16 protein-coding genes are annotated in these 17998 nt (G+C 74.5%); 11 read left to right on the top strand and 5 right to left on the bottom strand.

The features are described 5' to 3' along the window. Together AB0K51_RS16950 and AB0K51_RS16955 are read right to left on the bottom strand one after the other, a co-directional pair. The coding region (locus AB0K51_RS16950; RefSeq protein WP_363455391.1) for an SMC family ATPase at window positions 1-824 on the bottom strand (824 nt) is incomplete at its 3' end. A gap of 58 nt (window positions 825-882) precedes the next feature. Beyond that, window positions 883-2055, bottom strand: a complete 1173-nt coding sequence (locus AB0K51_RS16955; protein WP_363455394.1) for an exonuclease SbcCD subunit D — start codon at window positions 2053-2055, stop codon at window positions 883-885. Between the two features lie 408 nt (window positions 2056-2463). On the opposite strand from AB0K51_RS16955, the gene AB0K51_RS16960 reads away from it, so the two are divergent. Beyond that, entirely contained in the window at window positions 2464-3057 is a 594-nt protein-coding gene (locus AB0K51_RS16960) for a hypothetical protein (protein ID WP_363455397.1), read from the top strand. 232 nt (window positions 3058-3289) lie between these two features. After that, window positions 3290-4087 (top strand): SGNH/GDSL hydrolase family protein, encoded by a 798-nt coding sequence (locus tag AB0K51_RS16965; RefSeq protein ID WP_363455400.1) that lies wholly within the window; start codon window positions 3290-3292, stop codon window positions 4085-4087. Between the two features lie 95 nt (window positions 4088-4182). Here the strand turns inward: AB0K51_RS16965 and AB0K51_RS16970 are convergent, their stop codons facing one another. Then, window positions 4183-5295, bottom strand: a complete 1113-nt coding sequence (locus AB0K51_RS16970; protein ID WP_363455403.1) for a polysaccharide deacetylase family protein — start codon at window positions 5293-5295, stop codon at window positions 4183-4185. Between the two features lie 140 nt (window positions 5296-5435). Continuing rightward, window positions 5436-7256 (bottom strand): long-chain fatty acid--CoA ligase, encoded by a 1821-nt coding sequence (locus tag AB0K51_RS16975; RefSeq protein ID WP_363455406.1) that lies wholly within the window; start codon window positions 7254-7256, stop codon window positions 5436-5438. Window positions 7257-7574: 318 nt separating this feature from the next. Here AB0K51_RS16975 and AB0K51_RS16980 point away from each other — a divergent pair, with 318 nt between their 5' ends. From AB0K51_RS16980 to AB0K51_RS17000, 5 genes are all read left to right on the top strand, one after another. Beyond that, complete coding sequence (locus tag AB0K51_RS16980) at window positions 7575-10256, top strand: nitrate- and nitrite sensing domain-containing protein (protein ID WP_363455409.1); 2682 nt, start codon at window positions 7575-7577, stop codon at window positions 10254-10256. Continuing rightward, window positions 10253-10672, top strand: a complete 420-nt coding sequence (locus AB0K51_RS16985; protein ID WP_363455411.1) for a roadblock/LC7 domain-containing protein — start codon at window positions 10253-10255, stop codon at window positions 10670-10672. The genes AB0K51_RS16980 and AB0K51_RS16985 overlap by 4 nt, the downstream gene beginning before the upstream one ends. Window positions 10673-10679: 7 nt before the next feature. Beyond that, window positions 10680-11303: a DUF742 domain-containing protein gene (locus tag AB0K51_RS16990; protein WP_363455414.1), complete on the top strand. Its 624-nt coding sequence runs from the start codon at window positions 10680-10682 to the stop codon at window positions 11301-11303. Further along, on the top strand, window positions 11284-11907 hold the full coding sequence (locus tag AB0K51_RS16995) for an ATP/GTP-binding protein (RefSeq protein WP_363455416.1): 624 nt from the start codon (window positions 11284-11286) through the stop codon (window positions 11905-11907). The genes AB0K51_RS16990 and AB0K51_RS16995 overlap by 20 nt, the downstream gene beginning before the upstream one ends. A 416-nt stretch (window positions 11908-12323) precedes the next feature. Beyond that, the gene (locus AB0K51_RS17000) at window positions 12324-12923 is read left to right on the top strand and encodes a winged helix-turn-helix domain-containing protein (protein ID WP_363455419.1); all 600 of its coding nucleotides are present in this window, start codon (window positions 12324-12326) and stop codon (window positions 12921-12923) included. Between the two features lie 92 nt (window positions 12924-13015). Here the strand turns inward: AB0K51_RS17000 and AB0K51_RS17005 are convergent, their stop codons facing one another. Next, on the bottom strand, window positions 13016-13783 hold the full coding sequence (locus AB0K51_RS17005) for an IclR family transcriptional regulator (RefSeq protein WP_363455421.1): 768 nt from the start codon (window positions 13781-13783) through the stop codon (window positions 13016-13018). Between the two features lie 336 nt (window positions 13784-14119). On the opposite strand from AB0K51_RS17005, the gene AB0K51_RS17010 reads away from it, so the two are divergent. From AB0K51_RS17010 to AB0K51_RS17025, 4 genes are all read left to right on the top strand, one after another. Continuing rightward, the gene (locus AB0K51_RS17010) at window positions 14120-15124 is read left to right on the top strand and encodes an ABC transporter substrate-binding protein (protein WP_363455424.1); all 1005 of its coding nucleotides are present in this window, start codon (window positions 14120-14122) and stop codon (window positions 15122-15124) included. 245 nt (window positions 15125-15369) lie between these two features. Continuing rightward, the gene (locus AB0K51_RS17015; RefSeq protein WP_363455427.1) at window positions 15370-16398 is read left to right on the top strand and encodes an NrtA/SsuA/CpmA family ABC transporter substrate-binding protein; all 1029 of its coding nucleotides are present in this window, start codon (window positions 15370-15372) and stop codon (window positions 16396-16398) included. Then, the gene (locus AB0K51_RS17020; RefSeq protein ID WP_363455430.1) at window positions 16395-17243 is read left to right on the top strand and encodes an ABC transporter permease; all 849 of its coding nucleotides are present in this window, start codon (window positions 16395-16397) and stop codon (window positions 17241-17243) included. Before AB0K51_RS17015 ends, AB0K51_RS17020 begins: the two co-directional genes overlap by 4 nt. Beyond that, window positions 17240-17986 carry an ABC transporter ATP-binding protein gene (locus AB0K51_RS17025; protein WP_363455433.1) on the top strand — a complete coding sequence of 249 codons (747 nt, stop codon included), beginning with the start codon at window positions 17240-17242 and terminating at the stop codon, window positions 17984-17986. Before AB0K51_RS17020 ends, AB0K51_RS17025 begins: the two co-directional genes overlap by 4 nt. Window positions 17987-17998: the final 12 nt, after the last annotated feature.

The following is a 17998-nucleotide window of genomic DNA, read 5'->3' on the forward strand; positions in this document are numbered from 1 at the left end:
CGGGCCTCGGCCGCGGCGAGCGCCAGCCGGGCGGCGAGGGCGCGTTCGGCGGCCGTGCCGCGCAGCATCGCCGCCCAGGCCAGTGCCTCGGTGGCCGAGGCGTCCTCGCCGGGACGGTGGTCCGCCGCGTCGGCGGCCAGCGGGCCGGCGGCCTCCTCGGCCCGTGCGGCCAGGTCGCGCAGCCGCTGCCGGCCGGCCTGCACCTCCTTCTCCTGACGGAGCTTGCGGTCCGCCGTCCAGCGCTCCAACTGCTCGAACCGGCCGGTGTCGAAGAGCCGACCGAGCAGGTCGGCGCGCTGCTTGGAATCGGCGCGCAGGAACCGGGCGAAGTCGCCCTGCGGCAGCAGCACCACCTGGCAGAACTGGTCCCGGCTCATCCCGAGCAGCCGGGTCAGCTCCTCCCCGGCCTCCTGGTGCGAGCGGCTGAGCGCCACCCAGCCGGGTGTGCCGTCCCCCGCGTCCGGCGCCCACTCGCGCAGCAGGGTCTGCGCCTTCTCCGGGGTGAACCCCGACCCGCGCTTCTTCGGCCGCAGCTGTTCCGGGCTGCGGGTGATCTCCAGCCGCCGCCCGCCGAGGGTCGCCTCCAGCACCACCTCGGTGCGCCGGTCCGCGTCGGCGTGGTCGCTGCGCAGCGGGTTGCCCTTGCGGGAGCCCGGCAGCTCGCCGTAGAGCGCGTAGCAGACCGCGTCCAGCACGCTGCTCTTGCCCGCGCCGGTGGCCCCGCGCAGCAGGAACAGCCCGGCGGCGGTGAGCTTGTCGAAGTCGATCCGCTCGGTGGAGGCGAACGGCCCGAACGCGGTGACGGTGAGCTGGTGCAGCCTCATCGGGCGGCCTCCTGAGTGCAGACCCGGCGGCGGACCCGAGGGCGGATCTGACGGCGGGTCACCGGGCGTTCTCCTCGGCGCGTTCGGCGGCGGTGCGGCGGACCGCCTCCAGACCCTCCAGCAGCCAGGCGTGCTCGTCGCCGTCCAGCTCCCGGCCCGGGCGCACGTGCGTGACGAAGCCCTCCACCACCTCGCGGTCGCTGCGGCCGCGCACCCGCTGGGCGTACGACTGCTGCTCCTGCTGCTCGCCGCCCTCCGGTTCGAACAGCAGCTGCAGGGTGTGCGGGAAGCGGGCCCGCAGCCGCTCCATCGGGTCGGCCGGGCGGACCGGGTCGGTGAGGGTGGCCTGCACCCAGCACTCGCGCGCCCACTCGTGTTCCTCGGCGCCGAGCAGCTCGTCGAGGCCGCCGCGGAGCTGCGCGAGCCGGCGCGGCACCGGGCAGGAGATGCGGGACGCCTCGACCGTGCCGTCGGCGTCCAGGTCGACCAGCCACATCGACTTGTGGTGCCGGGTCTCGGAGAAGGAGTACGCGAGCGGGGAGCCGCTGTAGCGCAGGTGCGGGGCCAGCGTCTGGCAGCCGTGCAGGTGGCCGAGGGCGACGTAGTGCACGCCGTCGAACACCCCCGCCGGGACGGACTGCACGCCGCCGACCGCGATGTCGCGCTCGCTGTCGCTGGGCTCGCCGCCGGTGACGAACGCGTGGGCCAGGACGACGGCGCGGGTGCCGGCCGGGCGCGCGGCGAGGTCCGTGCGGACGGCGTCCATGGCGGCCGCCAGCACCTGCTCGTGGCCGCCGCGGGCCAGGCCGAGACGGTCCCGGACCAGCGCCGGCTCCAGGTACGGGAGGCCGTAGACGGCGACCGGGCCGTGCGCGTCGTGCAGCACGACCGGGTCGGCGAGGGCGCCGGGGTCGGTGCGCAGGTGGATGCCGGCGCGGTCGATCAGGCGGGAGGCGACGCCGAGGCGGCGGGCCGAGTCGTGGTTGCCGCTGATGAAGACGGTCGGGGTGCCGAGTTCGGCGAGGCGCCACAGCACGTCGTCGAAGAGCGCCACCGCCTCCAGGCCGGGGAGGGCGCGGTCGTAGACGTCGCCGGCGACCAGCACCGCGTCGACCTGCTCGGCCTCGACGGTGGCGACCAGGTGGTCGAGGAAGGCGCGCTGGGCGTCGTGCAGGTTCTCCCGGTGGAAGGATCGGCCCAGGTGCCAGTCCGAGGTGTGCAGCAGCCTCATGCCGAAGCTCCCCGCCGCATGTGCGCCACTCCTCGTTGTCGTTGCCGTCGTCGTCCGGACCGGTACCGAGTATCACAGGTAGGGGTGACAGAACGGGCGGAACGGGAGGGAGGGGTGGTTGGGGAGAAGGGGGAGGGACCGGTGGGGCGGGGGTCGGGGGTGGGGGTGACAGAACGGGCGGAACGGGAGGGGAGGGGCGGCTGGGGGGAGCTGAGGGAGAGGGGAGGGACCGGTGGGGCGGGGTCGGGGGTGGGGGTGTATGGAGCACAGGAAGTGGGGGGAACTGCCGAAGGAGAGGTGTGGGGGGCGTGGTGACCCGGGTGGCGGTCGGGGCTGTTCATCGGTCGGGTGTTCGGGGAAGATCAACAGGTGGCGAGGCTGGCTGCCCGGAAGAGCGGAGGGAGTGACATGGGCATCGAGTACAGCCCTGAGATCTCCGAACTGCTCGGGCGGGTGCGGCGCCGGCCCACGGCCGGGTGGCCGTGGCGGCCGGGGGAGCGGGTGCCCGAGGGGCTGCCGGTGAAGCAGTCCTGGGGGTGGCTGTTCGCGCCGGACGGGCGGGTGCTCACGCTGGTCAACCCGCGGGACGGGGTGGTGAGCCTGCCGGGCGGCTCGCTGGAGCCCGAGGACGACGGCGACCCCGGCTGCGCGCTGGCCCGCGAGGCGGGCGAGGAGGCGCAGGCGCTGATCGGGACGCCGGTCTACCTCGGCTACCTGTACGACCGGGTCGGCTCCGCGAACGGCGGCCACGAGTGCGCCCGGGTCCGGATGGCCGCGGCGCTGTACGGCGTCGGCCCGACCGCCCCCGACCCCGCGTCCGGCCGGCACTACCGTCGGCTGCTGGTGGCCCCGGGGCTGGCCGTCGAACTCCTCGGTTGGGGTCTGCCGGGGCTGCGGCAGGCGCGTGCGGCGGTGGCCACCGCGGTGGCGCTGCTGGGCGTTCCGTCGCTCGCCGACGAGACCATCGAGGAACTCCCGTCCGGCGGCTGTTCGCTCGACTGAGTGGCGAGCGCCGGGCGATCGACCCCCGGGCGCCGGTCGGGTGAGCACGGCGGGCCGACGGCGTGTCAGGCGGACGTTTCCGCAGGCCCAGGTCAGGGTGGGGTCTGCGCGCGTAGCTGACGTTGGGGTCGCGTTCGGTGAGTGTTCGTCAATTTCTTTGGCATGACCGCTTCCGCCGGAGGCTACCGGCTGGTATCCAATGTGTGGCCTGCGTCACTTCATTGGAGGTTCGATGTCTCGCACCAGAGTCCTGTCGGTCGCGTTCACCGCACTGACGCTCTCCCTGACCACCCTGTTCGCCGCCGGCACCGCCCACGCCGCCGGCGAGCGGTACGCGGCGCTCGGCGACTCGTACTCGTCCGGCGTGGGGGCCGGCAGCTACACCAGCGAGAGCGGCAGCTGCAAGCGGAGCACCAACTCCTACCCGTACCTCTGGAAGAACGCGCACGCGCCGTCGGCGTTCTCGTTCGTCGCCTGCTCCGGTGCGAAGACCGACGACGTGCTGGCCAACCAGCTCGGCGTGCTGGACAGTTCGACCACCCTGGTGTCGCTCACCATCGGCGGCAACGACGCCGGGTTCGCCTCCACCATGCAGACCTGCGTGCTGGACAGCGACAGCGCCTGCCTGTCCGCGGTGAACGCGGCGAAGAGCTACGCCACCAACACGCTGCCCGGCAAGCTCACCAACGTCTACAACCAGATCCACGCCAAGGCGCCCAACGCCCATGTGGTGGTGCTGGGTTACCCGCACCTGTACAAGGTGCCGGGCTCCTGCATCTTCGGCATCTCGGACACCAAGCGGAACGCGATCAACGGCGCGGCGGACACCATCGACTCGGTGATCGCCAAGCAGGTCGCGAACGCCGGCTTCACCTACGCGGACGTCCGGTCGATCTTCGCCAACCACGAGATCTGCGGGTCCTCCACCCGGTGGCTGAACAGCACCACGCTGCCGGTCGACGAGAGCTACCACCCCAACGCCTCGGGCCACTCCGGCGGTTACCTGCCGACCTTCACCGCCGCGGCGTGAGCCTGACGGTGTGACGACCGGTGGCCGGGCCCGTGGGAGGGGCCCGGCCACCGGTGTCCTCGGTGCCGTCGGGACGCGTCGGCGGTGACGGAGGGTCAGTGCAGGTAGTCGACCAGGCCCGCCGGCTTCAGGTCGGCCGCCCGGGCCGCGTCCAGGGCGCGCTGGAGGTCGGTGGCCAGGGTGTCGGTGAAGTGCAGCAGGATCACGTCGCCGGGCTGCAGCGGACCGCCGTGGTAGACGTTGGAGGCGCCCCAGCTGAAGTCCGCGGTGGCGGTGAGCACGTACGTCATGCCGCAGTTGGCGGCGGCCTGCAGGGTGTCGGCGTTCCAGGCGAAGTACGGCGGGCGGAAGATCGTCGGGGTGGTGCCGTAGTGTGCGGTGACCGCGTCGCGGGCGTCGCAGATCTCGGCCTGCTGCTCGGCGGGGCTGAGCGTGGTCAGGTCGCGGTGCGAGACGCTGTGGTCCTGGATCGAGGAGCCCGCGGCGGCCGTCACCCGGCTGAAGTAGTCCGGCTCGAAGCCCTGCGGCATGGGCAGCGGGAAGGCGGTGACCGGCAGCGCGGCGGAGGCGATCAGGCCGGCCGCCTCCGGGGTGCGGGTCCAGCCGTCGTCGATGGTGAGGAAGACGACCTTGTCGCCGGTCGGCGCGTTCCAGGTGGCGTACGCGGGGGCCGGGGTGTCGCCGGTGACCGAGACGTCGTCGACCGCGAACGGGCCCTGCTCGTACCAGCCGTGCACGTACAGCTGGACCGAGGTGGTGCTCGGGCCGGTGGTGAACGAGGTGGTGAGCCGCTGCCAGCCGTCGCCGGTGCCGGGGGTCCAGGACGGGGCGACGTCGTGGCCGGTGCCGGTGGCGCCGAGGAAGACGTACGCGCCGCGCACCCAGGCGCTGTAGGTGTAGGTGGTGCCGGGGCGCACCGCCAGGGTCTGCGTGCACTGGCCGGTGGAGTCGGCGGCGGCCGGGGTGACGGCCAGTGCGGAGCCGCCGGTGCGGGCGGCGGCGGAGACGGCGGCCTCGCCCGGGGCGCAGTGCCAGCCGGGGACGGAGCCCCAGTCGGCGAGCGGCAGGGTGGGGATCTCGAAGCCCGGGTTGGTGGCCAGGTTGACCGCCGGGGCGGCGTCCGCGTGGGCGGCGGGCGCGGTGGCGAGGGCGGCCAGCACGGTGGCCGCGGCGACGGCCGCGAGACGGCGGCGGGCAGACTTGAGCACGAGTCAACTCCAGTGTGGGGGTGGAGAGAAGACGTGACTCCCGGAGGGGGCGGGGGTCCGGACCGGCCCTGCCGCACCAGGCCGCTGCACACAATGGACTGGACCAATCCCGGCGGTCAAGCGGATTCGTCGGAGATCGGTCAACCGGCGTAGAGCTCCTCGATGTCGGCCGCGTAGCGCTCCGCCACCGCGGCCCGCCGGATCTTCAGCGAGGGCGTCAACAGCCCGTCCTCCAAGGAGAACTCGCGCGGAAGCAGCCGGAACGCCCGGACCGACTCGGCGCGCGAGACGGTGGTGTTCGCCGCCGCCACCGCGCGCTGCACCTCGGCGTGCAGCTCCTGGTCGGTCAGCGCCGCCCCCATGTCCAACTGCTCGCGGCCGCGGGCCTTCAGCCAGTGCGCCAGGGCCACCGCGTCCAGTGTGATCAGCGCCGCCACGTACGGCCGGTTGTCGCCGACCACCAGGCACTGGGCGATCAGCGGGTGGGCCCGGACCCGCTCCTCGAGGATCGCCGGGGCCAGGTTCTTGCCGCTGGAGGTGACGATCAGCTCCTTCTTGCGGCCGGTCAGGGTCAGGTAGCCGTCCTCGTCCAGCGAGCCCAGGTCGCCGGTGGCCAGCCAGCCCCGGAACAGCGCCTCGTCCGAGCAGCGCGGATGGCCCAGGTAGCCGGAGAAGACGCCGCCGCCGCGCACCCACACCTCGCCGTCCTCGGCGATCGCCACCGAGGCGCCCGGCAGCGGACGGCCCACCGTGCCGAACTTCGCCCGCCCGGGCGGGTTCGCGGTGATCGCCGCCGCCGACTCGGTCAGCCCGTACCCCTCGTACACCGTCATGCCCGCCCCTGCGAAGAACAGGCCCAGGTCCCGGCCGAGCATCGAACCGCCCGACATCACCGCCCGCACCCGGCCGCCCAGCACCGCCCGGATCCGCTGGTACACCAGCCGCTCGTACGCCGCGTGCCGCACCCGCAGCGCCGGGCTCGGACCCGGGCCCTGGCGGTGCGCCCGGCGCTCCGAGGCCGCCGCCCACTCGACGGCCACCCGCTCGGCCTGGTCGAAGAGTTCGAGCTTGCCGGCGGCCTCGGCGGCCTCCCGGGCCCGGCGGTGGATCTTCTCGAAGATGTACGGCACCGCGTGCAGGAAGGTCGGCCGGAACGCCGCCAGGGCCGGCAGCAGACTCTCGGTCGACAGCTTCGCGTGGTGCCCGATCCGGATCCCGCCGCGCACCGCCGCGACCTGCGTCATCCGCCCGTACACGTGCGCCAGCGGCAGGAACAGCAGCGTCGCCGCCTGCCCGCCGCCGGTGTCGTGGAACACCTCCGCCCAGCCCTCCAGCAGGGCGTCCGCCACCGCGGCGAAGTTGCCGTGGGTCAGCACGCAGCCCTTCGGGCGGCCGGTGGTGCCCGAGGTGTAGATGACGCTGGCCACCGCGTCCGGCGTCACCCCGATCCGCTGACGGTGCACCAGCGCGTCCGGCACGCCCAGCCCGTCCGCGACCAGCTGCGCCACGCAGTCCCGGTCCAGCTGCCAGATGCCGGTCAGCTCGGGCAGCGCGTCGCAGACCGCGCCGACCGTCATCGCCTGGTCCTCGTCCTCCACCACGCAGGCCACCGCGCCGGTCTCCGCGAGGATCCAGCGCACCTGCTCGGCCGCCGCGGTCGGGTACACCGGCACCGGGATCGCCCCGATCGACCAGAGCGCGTAGTCGAAGAGCGTCCACTCGTAGCGGGTGGAGGACATCACCGCCACCCGGTCGCCGTACCGCACCCCGCGGGTCAGCAGGCCCTTGGCCAGCGCCAGCACCTCGTCGCGGAACCGAAGCGCCGTCACCGGCTGCCACTCGCCGTCCTCCTGACGGGACAGCTGGACCAGCCGCGGCTCCCGCTCCGCCCGGTCGAAGAGCGAGTCGGCCAGGCCGCCGGTCACCGCGCCGGAGAGCGCGGGGCTGCTGAACTCGCGCACGGTCCACCCCCAACCCCGCCGAACGCCGCCGAACCCCCGCCGGGTCCGCACTGCCCGGGCGGTGGCAGCGAAGCTACCGGATCGTCACGGCGCTGCCCAGAGTCACCGGCCGACGACACCCCGCACCGGTGACAGTGCCGCAGGTCGGGGGCGCAAGCGGTCCGCCCGCGGATATTCGAGGACGATCCGGACAACGGTGGATCACGATGCAAATTCACCCTTCGAACGGATGGTCAGGAAGTAGTAGGCTCGCGCAGCTCGTACCACACGCCCGTCCGCGCCCGGCGACCTTCCTGAACCTGGACCACAGAGGACCGTATGCGTCTGCGCCGCAGCTCGATCCGCGCGAGGATCATCGCGCTGCTCCTGGTGCCCATTGCGGCACTCAGCGCGCTGTGGATCTACGCGACACTGATCACCACCGGCGACGTCTGGGGTCAACTCGACCTCAGCGCCACCTACAAGGCCTTCGGCGGGCCCGCCGACCAGTACGTCGGCGACCTGCAGGCCGAACGCGCCGCCGCCGTGCAGCGGCTCGCCGACCCCGGCAACAAGGCCACCGTCGACGCGTACCAGCAGGCCCAGGCCACCACCGACCGCTCGCTGCAGCTGCTGCGCTACCAGGGCGGCAGCGGCGACGCGGGCAAGCTCGACGCCGACCAGAAGGCCCGCTTCGAGGACATGCTCTCGGTCGCCGAGCAGCTGCCCGCGATCCGCAGCCAGGTCGGCCAGCAGCGGCAGAGCTGGGACGGCACGCTCAGGGACTACAGCGACCTGGTCCAGCCGGTCTTCGCCTTCCGGTCCTCGTTCATCGCCAAGCAGACCGGCACCCTGCCCCGGCAGGGCACCATCCTGGTCGAGCTCACCCGGGCCCGCGAGTACCTCGCCCAGGAGACCGCCGCGATGCGCGCCCTGCGGGTCGGCACCGCCAACGACACCCGCAAGCAGCAGGTCGCGCTCGACGCCATGCACAGCCAGCAGGCGCTGTTCCGGATCTACGTCGGCGAGCTCAAGCCGCAGGACCAGTACGACTACAACACCCTGCGCACCAACGAGGCGTGGAGCAACCTCACCACCGCCGAGCGCGGCTTCGAGGACGCCCCCGACCGCGCCCGGGAGGCCCGCAGCGGCCCGGTCGACCCGTGGGGCGAGAACGCCGACAAGGTGCTCGCCGACATCAGCGACCTCAACGGCCGGCTCGCCGCCTCGATCGGCGACCAGGCCCGCTCCTACGCCGTCAACTCGCTGCTGCGCGGCGGCATCGCCGGTCTCGCCGGTCTCGCCGCCGTCGTCCTCTCGGTGATCATCTCCTACCGGATCGGCCGCCGCCTGGTCCGCGAGCTGGTCGGCCTGCGCAACGCCGCCACCGACCTGTCCGGCAGCCGGCTGCCCTCGGTGATGCTCCGGCTGCGCCGCGGCGAGCCGGTCGACGTGATCGCCGAGGTGCCCCAACTGGAGTTCGGCGCCGCCGAGATCGGCCAGGTCGGCCGGGCCTTCAACGAGGTCCAGCGGGTCGCCGTCGAGGCCGCCGTCGAACAGGCCGAACTGCGCCGCGGCGTCTCCGCGGTCTTCGTCAACCTGGCCCGCCGCTCCCAGGTGCTGCTGCACCGCCAGCTCACCTTGCTGGACACCATGGAGCGCCGCACCGAGGACCCGCGGGAACTCGAGGACCTGTTCCGGCTCGACCACCTCACCACCCGCATGCGCCGCCACGCCGAGGGCCTGATCATCCTCTCCGGCGGCTCGCCCGGCCGCGCCTGGCGCAAGCCGGTGCGGATGGTCGACGTGGTGCGCGCCGCGGTCGGCGAGGTCGAGGACTACGCGCGGGTGATCGTCCGGCCGTTCCCCGGCACCGGCCTGCTCGGCAGCGCCGTCGCCGACGTCACCCACCTGGTCGCCGAACTGGTCGAGAACGCCACGGTGTTCTCCCCGCCGCAGACCCAGGTCACGGTGCAGGGCGAGGTGGTGGCGCACGGCTTCTGCCTGGAGATCGACGACCGCGGCCTCGGCCTGAGCGAGCAGCACCTCGGCGAGATCAACCAGCGCCTCGCCATCGAGCAGGAGTTCGACCTCGCCGACACCGACCGGCTGGGCCTGTTCGTGGTCTCCCGGCTGGCCCGCCGTCACGGCATCCGGGTCCACCTGCGGCCGTCCCCGTACGGCGGCAGCTCCGCCGTGGTGCTGATCCCGCGTGAACTGCTCGCCGACTCCTCGGAGATCGCCCCCGAGGCGGCCCCCCGGCAGCCCGTCGAGGACGCCACCCACCGGCGGGCCCGTGGCGGCGGCGACGAGCCGGTCCGCTCCGGCCCGGCGCACGGCACCCCGATCCCGCCCGCCCCGGCGCTCGGCGGCCCCCGCCCGTCGCTCGCCGAGCCCGCCACCACCCCCGGCGGCCTGCCCCGCCGCCGGGCCGCAGGCACGCCGGCCGGCGACGCCGCCGCGGTCGCCGACGGTGCGTCAGGCGGCTTCGGGCCCGCCGGTGCCGGGACGGACGGCAGCGGGACGAACGGCACGGGCACCGGGCGGCACCGCCGCACCGAGCCCGGCGACCCGACGCCCGGCAGCGCGCCGGAACAGGCCGCGCCGGTCGCCGCCGGGCTGCTGCCCCGCCGGGTCCGGCAGGCCAACCTGGCGCCGCAACTGCGGGGCGGGCGCGCCGACCAGGGCGCGGAGGAGCCCGGCGAGCAGTCGCGCGAGCGCAGCCCCGAGGAGGCCCGCTCCGCCTTCGCCTCCTTCCAGCGCGGCTTCGCCCGCGGCCGCGGAGACCGGCTGCAGCCGGCCTCGCTGACCGTGGTCCGCTCCGAGCCGTCGCCCGCCGGCCCGTTGGCCGAACCGCCCGCCGTCCGTCCGCCCGCGCTGCCGGGTCAGCCGCGTCTGCGGATCGCGCTGCCGTCCGCGCCGGTGCCGCCGGCGCTGCCGGCCGCCCCCGTCCGCTCCGTTCCCCCGGCGCACCAGCCGCCGGCCGCACCGCCCGCACCAGCAGAAGGAACCGAATCATGACCGCAACAACACCGCCGTCCGGGGGCCTCGACTGGCTCCTCAACGACCTGGTCGGCCGGGTGGCGACACTTCGGCATGCGGTGATCCTGTCCAGTGACGGGCTGGCCACCGGTGTCTCCAGCGGCCTCGGCCGGGAGGACGCCGAACACCTCGCGGCCGTCGCCGCCGGCTTCCACAGCCTCGCCAAGGGTGCCGGCCGGCACTTCCAGGTGGGCGGCGTCCGGCAGACCATGGTCGAGCTGGACGAGGCCTTCCTCTTCATCACCGCCGCCGGCGACGGCAGCTGCCTCGCGGTGCTCAGCGACGCCGAGTCCGACGTGGGCCAGATCGCCTACGAGATGGCACTGTTGGTGAAGCGGGTCGGCGAGCACCTGGCCGCCGAGCCGCGGACCGAGACCGCACCGCCCGGGAGATGACCTGCCGATGAGCGAGCCCGAGCCGACCGAGGCGACCCCCGCGGACGCCCCGGCCGACCTGAGCGGCGAGACCGCGTCCGAGCCGACCGAGGCGAGCGCCGGCGCGGTCGACGCCGTGAGCGCCGACGCCGTGACCGGTGACGGTGCGGACGCCGTGATCGTGAACCTCCCGGGTGGCGGGGGCGGGCAGGAGTCGGCCGACGAACCGTCGATCGACCTGTTCACGCCCCGCACCCCGGTCGACGACCGCTGGTTCGACGACGACGCCGGGCCGGTGGTCCGGCTGTTCGCGATGACCAGGGGCCGGGCGGCCCGCCCGGTCGACGACGGCCTGTTCGACCTCATCTCGCTCGTCACCGCCGCCGGGCCGGCCGTGGTCGGCCCGGGCGGCGTGCCCGGCAACCTGGCGCTCGACCCCGAGCACCACGCCATCCTCGCGCTCTGCCGCGAAGAGCCGCTCAGCGTCGCCGAGTTGGGCTCCTACACCGACCTGCCGGTGAGCGTCGTGCGGGTCCTGCTCGGCGACCTCCACGACGCCGAGCTGATCAGCGTCACCCGACCCGTCCAGCTCGCCCACCAACCCGACGAGCGCCTGCTGCGAGACGTGATCAATGGCCTCCGTGCACTCTGACACCGCTGCCCCCGCCCCGACCTCAGACGGCGGGCCGCGCAGCGGTCCGTGGGGCACCCGGGCCGTGAAGATCCTGGTCGCCGGAGGGTTCGGCGCGGGCAAGACCACCCTGGTCGGGGCGGTCTCCGAGATCCGGCCGCTGCGCACCGAGGAGGTGCTCAGCGAGCGCGGCCGCCCGGTCGACGACACCGTCGGCGTGGAGACCAAGCGGACCACCACGGTCGCCATGGACTTCGGCCGGATCGACCTCCAACCCGCGCTCGCCCTCTACCTGTTCGGCACCCCCGGGCAGGACCGGTTCTGGTTCGTCTGGGACGAGCTGGCCCGCGGCGCGCTCGGCGCGGTGGTGCTCGCGGACACCCGCCGACTGGCCGACTCCTTCCCCTCGGTCGACTACTTCGAGCAGCGCGGCATCCCCTTCGTGGTCGCCGTCAACTGCTTCGAGGGCACCGAGGTCTACGCGCCGGACGACGTGCGGGCCGCGCTCGACCTGCCGGCCGCCGTGCCGGTGCTGCTGTGCGACGCGCGGCGCAAGGAGGACGGCAAGGAGCTGCTGATCCGGCTGGTGGAGCACGCCGCCGTGCGGCTGGGGCTCCGGCTGTAGGGCGTTTCCGCAGGCCATGGCAGTGATGTCCGGATAGTGGACGTCAAGTGTCTTGCGGGGCGGACGGCTTAGTGCTGTGGGTTGCCTTCCGGGCACTCGGCGTGGAAGTCTCGTAGTCGTGCCCGCCGGTGGATTGCCGCGGGCTTCCTACGTGCTCCGGGGGGTGGCGAGATGGTGGTGGTCCGATCCACCGCGGTGCCGTCCGCTCCCGTGATGCCGGTGCTGACCGTCCGGCGGTACATCGACCACGGTCTCATCTACAGCGCCTGCTGTCGCTGACGCGCCGTCGCGTCCGGCCCCCTCCCCGCCCAGTCCCGCCGAGCCTGACCCGGTGTCAGGACGGCTGCGGTACCCGGTGGCCGCGGATGCGAAGACGACTCCAGCCGACCGCCCGCCGCGCGAGAAGAGACCCCCAGATGTCGTACGTCGCCACTGCCGCCACCCCCGTCGCCCCGTCGCACGCCCCGCACCTGCGGGCCGTGCCCAACCTGCCGGCGGACCACGCCCGCCGCGACCCGCAGCCCGCCGGGCGCTTCGCCCCCGAGCAGCTGCTGGCCGGTCTCCCCGAGGGCGCCACCGTGGTGGCCGCTCTCCCGCAGGGCCTGCTGGCCCAGTTCGGCGCGGTCGGGAAGGCCCCGCTGGTCGGCTACGTGGTGGTGGTGCCCGCCGAGCCCGCCGCCTCCGAGCCCGCCCCGCCCGCTCCCGCCGCCCGCACCGAGGTGCCCGGCCGCGGCATCGCGATCGACGTGGAGCGCCGCAACGCCTACGTGGACGGCGAGTTGCTCGACCTGACCTACCTGGAGTTCGAACTCCTCGCCCACCTCACCGGCCACCCGCACCGGGTGCACACCCGCGACCACCTGGTCCACACCGTCTGGGGCTACGGCCACGTCGGCGACGGCCGCACCGTGGACGTCCACGTGGCGCGCCTGCGACGCAAGTTGGGCGCGGACTACCGGGACTCGATCGTGACCGTCCGCCGGGTGGGCTACAAGTACGCGCCGCCGGTGAACTGAACCGCCGGACGTCCGCCGCGGACCCGGGTGCACCCTGCGTGCGCCCGGGTCCGCCGCCGTTCCCGGCCGCCCCGGGTCCCGGCCGCCCCGGGTCACGGCCGTTCGTCGGGCGGCAGCAGCAGGACCGTCAGGGCCGCGGCGCAGGCGGTGGCGTGGGCCAGGGTGCGCGGCAGGTCGGTGTCGGTGAGCAGGTCGGGGGTGGAGCGGACGGCGAGCGCGTAGCGGGCCTGCGCGGTGTGGTCGAGGACGGGGACGGCGAGGGTGCGGACCCCGGGGGCGGACTCGCCCTCGTTCAGCGCGTAGCCGCGCTCGCGGGTGACGGCGAGTTCGGCGGCCAGCTCCGCGGGCGCGGTGAGGGTGCGGTCGGTGAAGGCGGGCAGCGGGCCGCTCGGCGGGGCCTCGGTGGGGGAGGGCCAGGCGAGCAGCACCTTCCCCAGGGCGGTGGAGTGCAGCGGGCGGCGCAGCCCCAGGCCGCCGGTGGCGTGCACGGAGCCGCCGACCAGGACGACGGCGTGCGGGCCGGAGCGGATGGCGAGGTCGGCGGTGGCGCCGGTGCGGCGTGCCAGCAGGTCGAGTTCGGGGCCGGCCAGGTGGAGGCCGCGGCGGTGGAAGGTGAGCCGGCCGAGTTCGGCGACGGCCGGGCCGAGCCGGTAGCGGGCGGTGCGGTCGTCCTGTTCGAGGAAGCCGGTGGCGACCAGGGTGCGGGCCAGCCGGTGCGCGGTGGAGACGCTCAGGCCGGTGCGGCGGGCCAGGTCGGAGGCGCTCTGGTCCGGGCCGTCGTCGTGGAAGCAGTGCAGCAGCCCGAGTGCGCGGTGCACCGCCTGGGCGCCGGCCGGCGGGGATGGGACGGTGGCGGGCATCGGACCTCGTTCGTCGTCGGGCAGCGCGCAACTTCCGTGCGGTTCCCAGGATATGACAGCACGTACGACCGCAACGTGACGGCCGTGTTGCGGCAGCGGTAGGGATTGTGAACAGGTGATCCCATCATCTGGCAAACCCTTGATTCGCTCCCTGAGCTCGTGGAACGCTCACGTCAGTCCGCAGCTCAGCCCAGGAGGGAGTCCACCGTGAACACGCGCCGGTGCCGCCCCTCCTGTCGTCGCTGACCGCCCCGACCGCCTCTGCCCGAGCCGCTCGCGCTCCCACCATGTGGGAGCCGCCGCCGTGCACCCCCTGCCGACCTCCGGAGCCCCGTCATGTCCCAGGCCCTCGCCGCGCCCTACCCCGACACCCTGTGGTTCACCCGCTGCCCCGTGCCCACCGCCACCGGGATCGCCGCCGACCAGGGCTGGCTGGCCGAGGAGTTCGCCGCCGAGCGGATCGCCGTCCGCTCCCTGCAGGACGTGCCGCCCGAGGTGGCCGCCGACCACCACTACACCCACGCGCTGCCCGGACTCTTCCGCGAGGGCGGCAACGTGCCCGCGCTGTGGGCCCGTTCGCGCGGCGAGCGGACCCGGCTGATCGGCCTGACCTGGATCGAGGAGCGGCAGGCGGTCCTGGTCCGGGCGGGCAGCGGCATCCACACCGCGGAGCAGCTGCGCGGTGCCCGGCTCGCGGTGCCCCGCCACCCGATCGCCATCGACTTCTGGCGCGCCATGGCGCTGGCCGGCCACCGCGGCGCCCTCGCGCTCGGCGGACTCGCCCCCGCGGACGTCCACTTCGTGGAGGTACCGGCCGAGCCCGGCGGCGGCCAGTGGGCCGCCGAGCTGGCGGCGCTGCGCGACGGGCGGGTCGACGCCGTCTACGTGAAGGGCGCGCTGGCGGTCGAGGCGGCCCGGAGGTACGGGGCCGAGGTGGCGGTGGAACTCGACGCCGCGGCCGACCGCCGCACCCGGGTCAACAACGGCACCCCGCGCCCGATCACCGTCCACCAGCAGCTGTTGGACGACCATCCCGAGCTGGTCGCCCGGTTCCTCGCGGTGCTGCTGCGGGCCGCCGACTGGGCGGCCGACCGGCCGGCCGAGGTGGCCCGGATCCTGTCGGCCGAGACCGGGGCGGGCGCCGCCGGCGTCGCGGGCGCGTACGCCGCCGGCGGGCACCGCACGCTGCACCTCGACCTGTCGGCCGAACGGCTCGACCTGCTGGCGCAGCAGGAGCGGTTCCTCGCCGACCAGGGCTTCCTGGCCGCCCGGGTCGACGTCCGGGCCTGGGCGGACCCGGCCCCGCTGGCCGCCGCCCGCGCCCTGCTCGCCACCACCTGACCTGCCGTCAGCAGCCCGCGCCCGCCCTGCACCGCCCCCGCACCCACCCGATCCCCTGTCTTCCCGAGCACCTCCCGAGAACTGGAGTGACGACATGTCGACCATCCCCGCCCGCCGACTCGCCCCCGCCGCCGTGCTGGCCGCCACCTGACCTGCCGTCAGCAGCCTGCGCCTGCCCTGCATCGCCCCCCTACCCACCCGATCCCCCGTCTTCCCGAGCACCTCCCGAGAACTGGAGTGACGACATGTCGACCATCCCCGCCCGCCGACTCGCCCCCGCCGCCGTGCTGGCCGCCGCCGCGCTCGCGCTGACCGCCTGCGGCTCGTCCGCGCAGGACGCCGCCGGCTCCGCGGACGGCAAGGGCGCCGAGGTGGTGCTGAGAGTCCCCGACCCCGGCAACTCCGGGTTCCTGGCGAAGGGGAAGCAGGACGGCTCGCTGGCCAAGGCGCTGGCGGCGGTGCACGCCAAGGTGGCGTGGACCGGCAGCGCGGGCCCGTTCGCGCCCGCCGCGCAGGCGCTCAACGCCGACCAGCTCGACGTGGCGCAGGGCTCGATCACCTCCGCGGTGGCCGCGCTGGCGCAGAAGCCCGGCTTCAAGCTGTTCTCGCAGACCGCACCGGACGGCGCGGGCGAGGGCATCCTGGTGAAGAACGACTCGCCGATCAAGGAGGTCAAGGACCTGGTCGGCCGGAAGGTCGCGGTCTCCCAGGGCGGCACCAGCGAGTACCTGCTGCTCAAGGCGCTGGCGAAGAACGGCATCCCCGCGGACCAGGTGCAGCGGGTCTACCTGCGAGCCGACCAGACCGCCGGCGTCTTCAACTCCGGCCAGGTGGACGCCTGGGCGACCTGGAGCACCTTCTCGATCCCGGCGATCGCCAACACCGGCGCGCACCTCCTGGTCGACGGGAAGGCCGTCGGCTCGGACAACTACGCGGTGTGGGCGGTGCGTTCGGCCTTCGCCGAGCAGCACCCCGAGGTGCTCAAGGCGTTCTACGGCTACCTGCACGACAACGGGCAGAAGGAACAGGCCGACCCCGCCGCCTACCTGAACGTCTTCACCGACGCCGGCCCGACCGCCGTCACCCCGGCGGAGAAGCAGGTCGCGGTCGACTTCGGCAAGCAACGGGCCTTCGACCAGCCGATCGCCGCCGCCGACGTCGAACGGTTCGGCGTGGTCGCCCGGTTCTACGCCGACCAGGGCGTCACCAAGTCCCTGGTGGACGTCAAGCCGTACCTGATCGACGTCGACGCGCTGCCCGGGCGCGCCCGGTGAGCACCGCGACGGAGACCGCCCGGGCGGCCGGACTGGTCGCCCCGCGCGCCCAGCTGCCCGCCGCCCGGCCGCGCGGCGTCTCGGCCGCGCTGCGCACCCTCGGCCCGCTCGCCCTGCTCGCCGCCTGGCAGGTCTCGTCCGCCACCGGGGTGCTCACCCCCGACGTGCTCGCCTCGCCCCGGCAGGTGGTCACGGCGGTGGGCGAGCTGTGGGGCAACGGCCAGCTCGGCGCCGCACTCGCCACCTCGCTCACCCGGGCCGGACTCGGCCTGCTGATCGGGGCCAGCACCGGCCTGCTGCTCGGCGTGCTGACCGGGTTCTTCCGGCTCGGCGACGAACTGCTCGACTCCGCCGTCCAGGTGCTGCGCACCGTGCCGTTCCTGGCGCTGGTACCGCTGTTCATGGTCTGGTTCGGCATCACCGAGACCGCCAAGATCGCGCTGATCGCGGTGGCCACCTCCTTCCCGATGTACGTCTCGGCCTCCGGCGGCGTGCGCAGCACCGACCGCAAACTGGTCGAGGCGGTGCGCAGCTTCGGACTCTCCCGCTGGGCGGTGGTGCGCGAGGTGGTGCTGCCCGGTGCGCTGCCCGCGCTGCTCTCCGGGCTGCGGCTGTCGATGACGCTCAGCGTGATCGCGCTGATCGCCGCCGAGGAGATCAACTCCACCGAGGGCATCGGCTACCTGATGGCCCAGGCGCAGAACTTCTCCCGCACCGACGTGCTGGCGGTCTGCATCCTGATCTACGGCCTGCTGGGCCTGGCCGCGGACGGCGCGGCCCGGGTGCTGGAGCGCCTGCTGATGCCCTGGCGGACCGTCAACACGCGGACCGGAGGCGGACGATGAGCGCCCCCACCCCGCCGACCGGCGGCCCCGCGGTCCACCTGCGCGGCCTGCGCCGCAGCTTCGGCACCCGGGCGGTGCTGGACGGCGTCGACCTGGACCTGGCCCGCGGCGAGTTCCTGGCCCTGCTCGGCGCCAGCGGCACCGGGAAGACCACGCTGCTGCGCATCCTGGCCGGCCTGGACCGCGCCGACGCCGGCACCGTGCTGGTGCCGGCCGCCCGGACCGTGGTCTTCCAGGAGCCCCGGCTGGTCCCGTCCAAGCGGGTGCTCGGCAACGTCACCCTCGGCCTGCCGCGCGGCGCGGCCACCCGGGCCACCGGACGGCGGGCGCTGGCCGAGGTCGGGCTCGCCGACCACGCCGACGCCTGGCCGAGCACCCTCTCCGGCGGCGAGGCGCAGCGCGCCGCGCTCGCCCGGGCCCTCGTCCGGGAGCCCGAACTGCTGCTGCTGGACGAGCCGTTCGCCGCCCTGGACGCCCTCACCCGGCTGCGCATGCAGGACCTGGTCGGCGAGCTGTGCCGGCGCCACCGCCCCGCGGTCCTGCTGGTCACCCACGACGTCGACGAGGCGATCCGGCTCGCCGACCGGGTGGCCGTGCTCCGCGACGGCGTGCTGGTCCGCGACCAGCCGGTCGCCGTCGAGCACCCCCGCGACCCGGCCGACCCCGCCTTCGCGGCCCTGCGCCGCACCCTGCTCGCCGACCTCGGCGTGCACCCCGAACCCAGCCGACTGCCCGTCACCTGACGGCGGACCAGC

Source organism: Kitasatospora sp. NPDC049285, from assembly GCF_040678815.1.
Taxonomy (GTDB): domain Bacteria; phylum Actinomycetota; class Actinomycetes; order Streptomycetales; family Streptomycetaceae; genus Kitasatospora.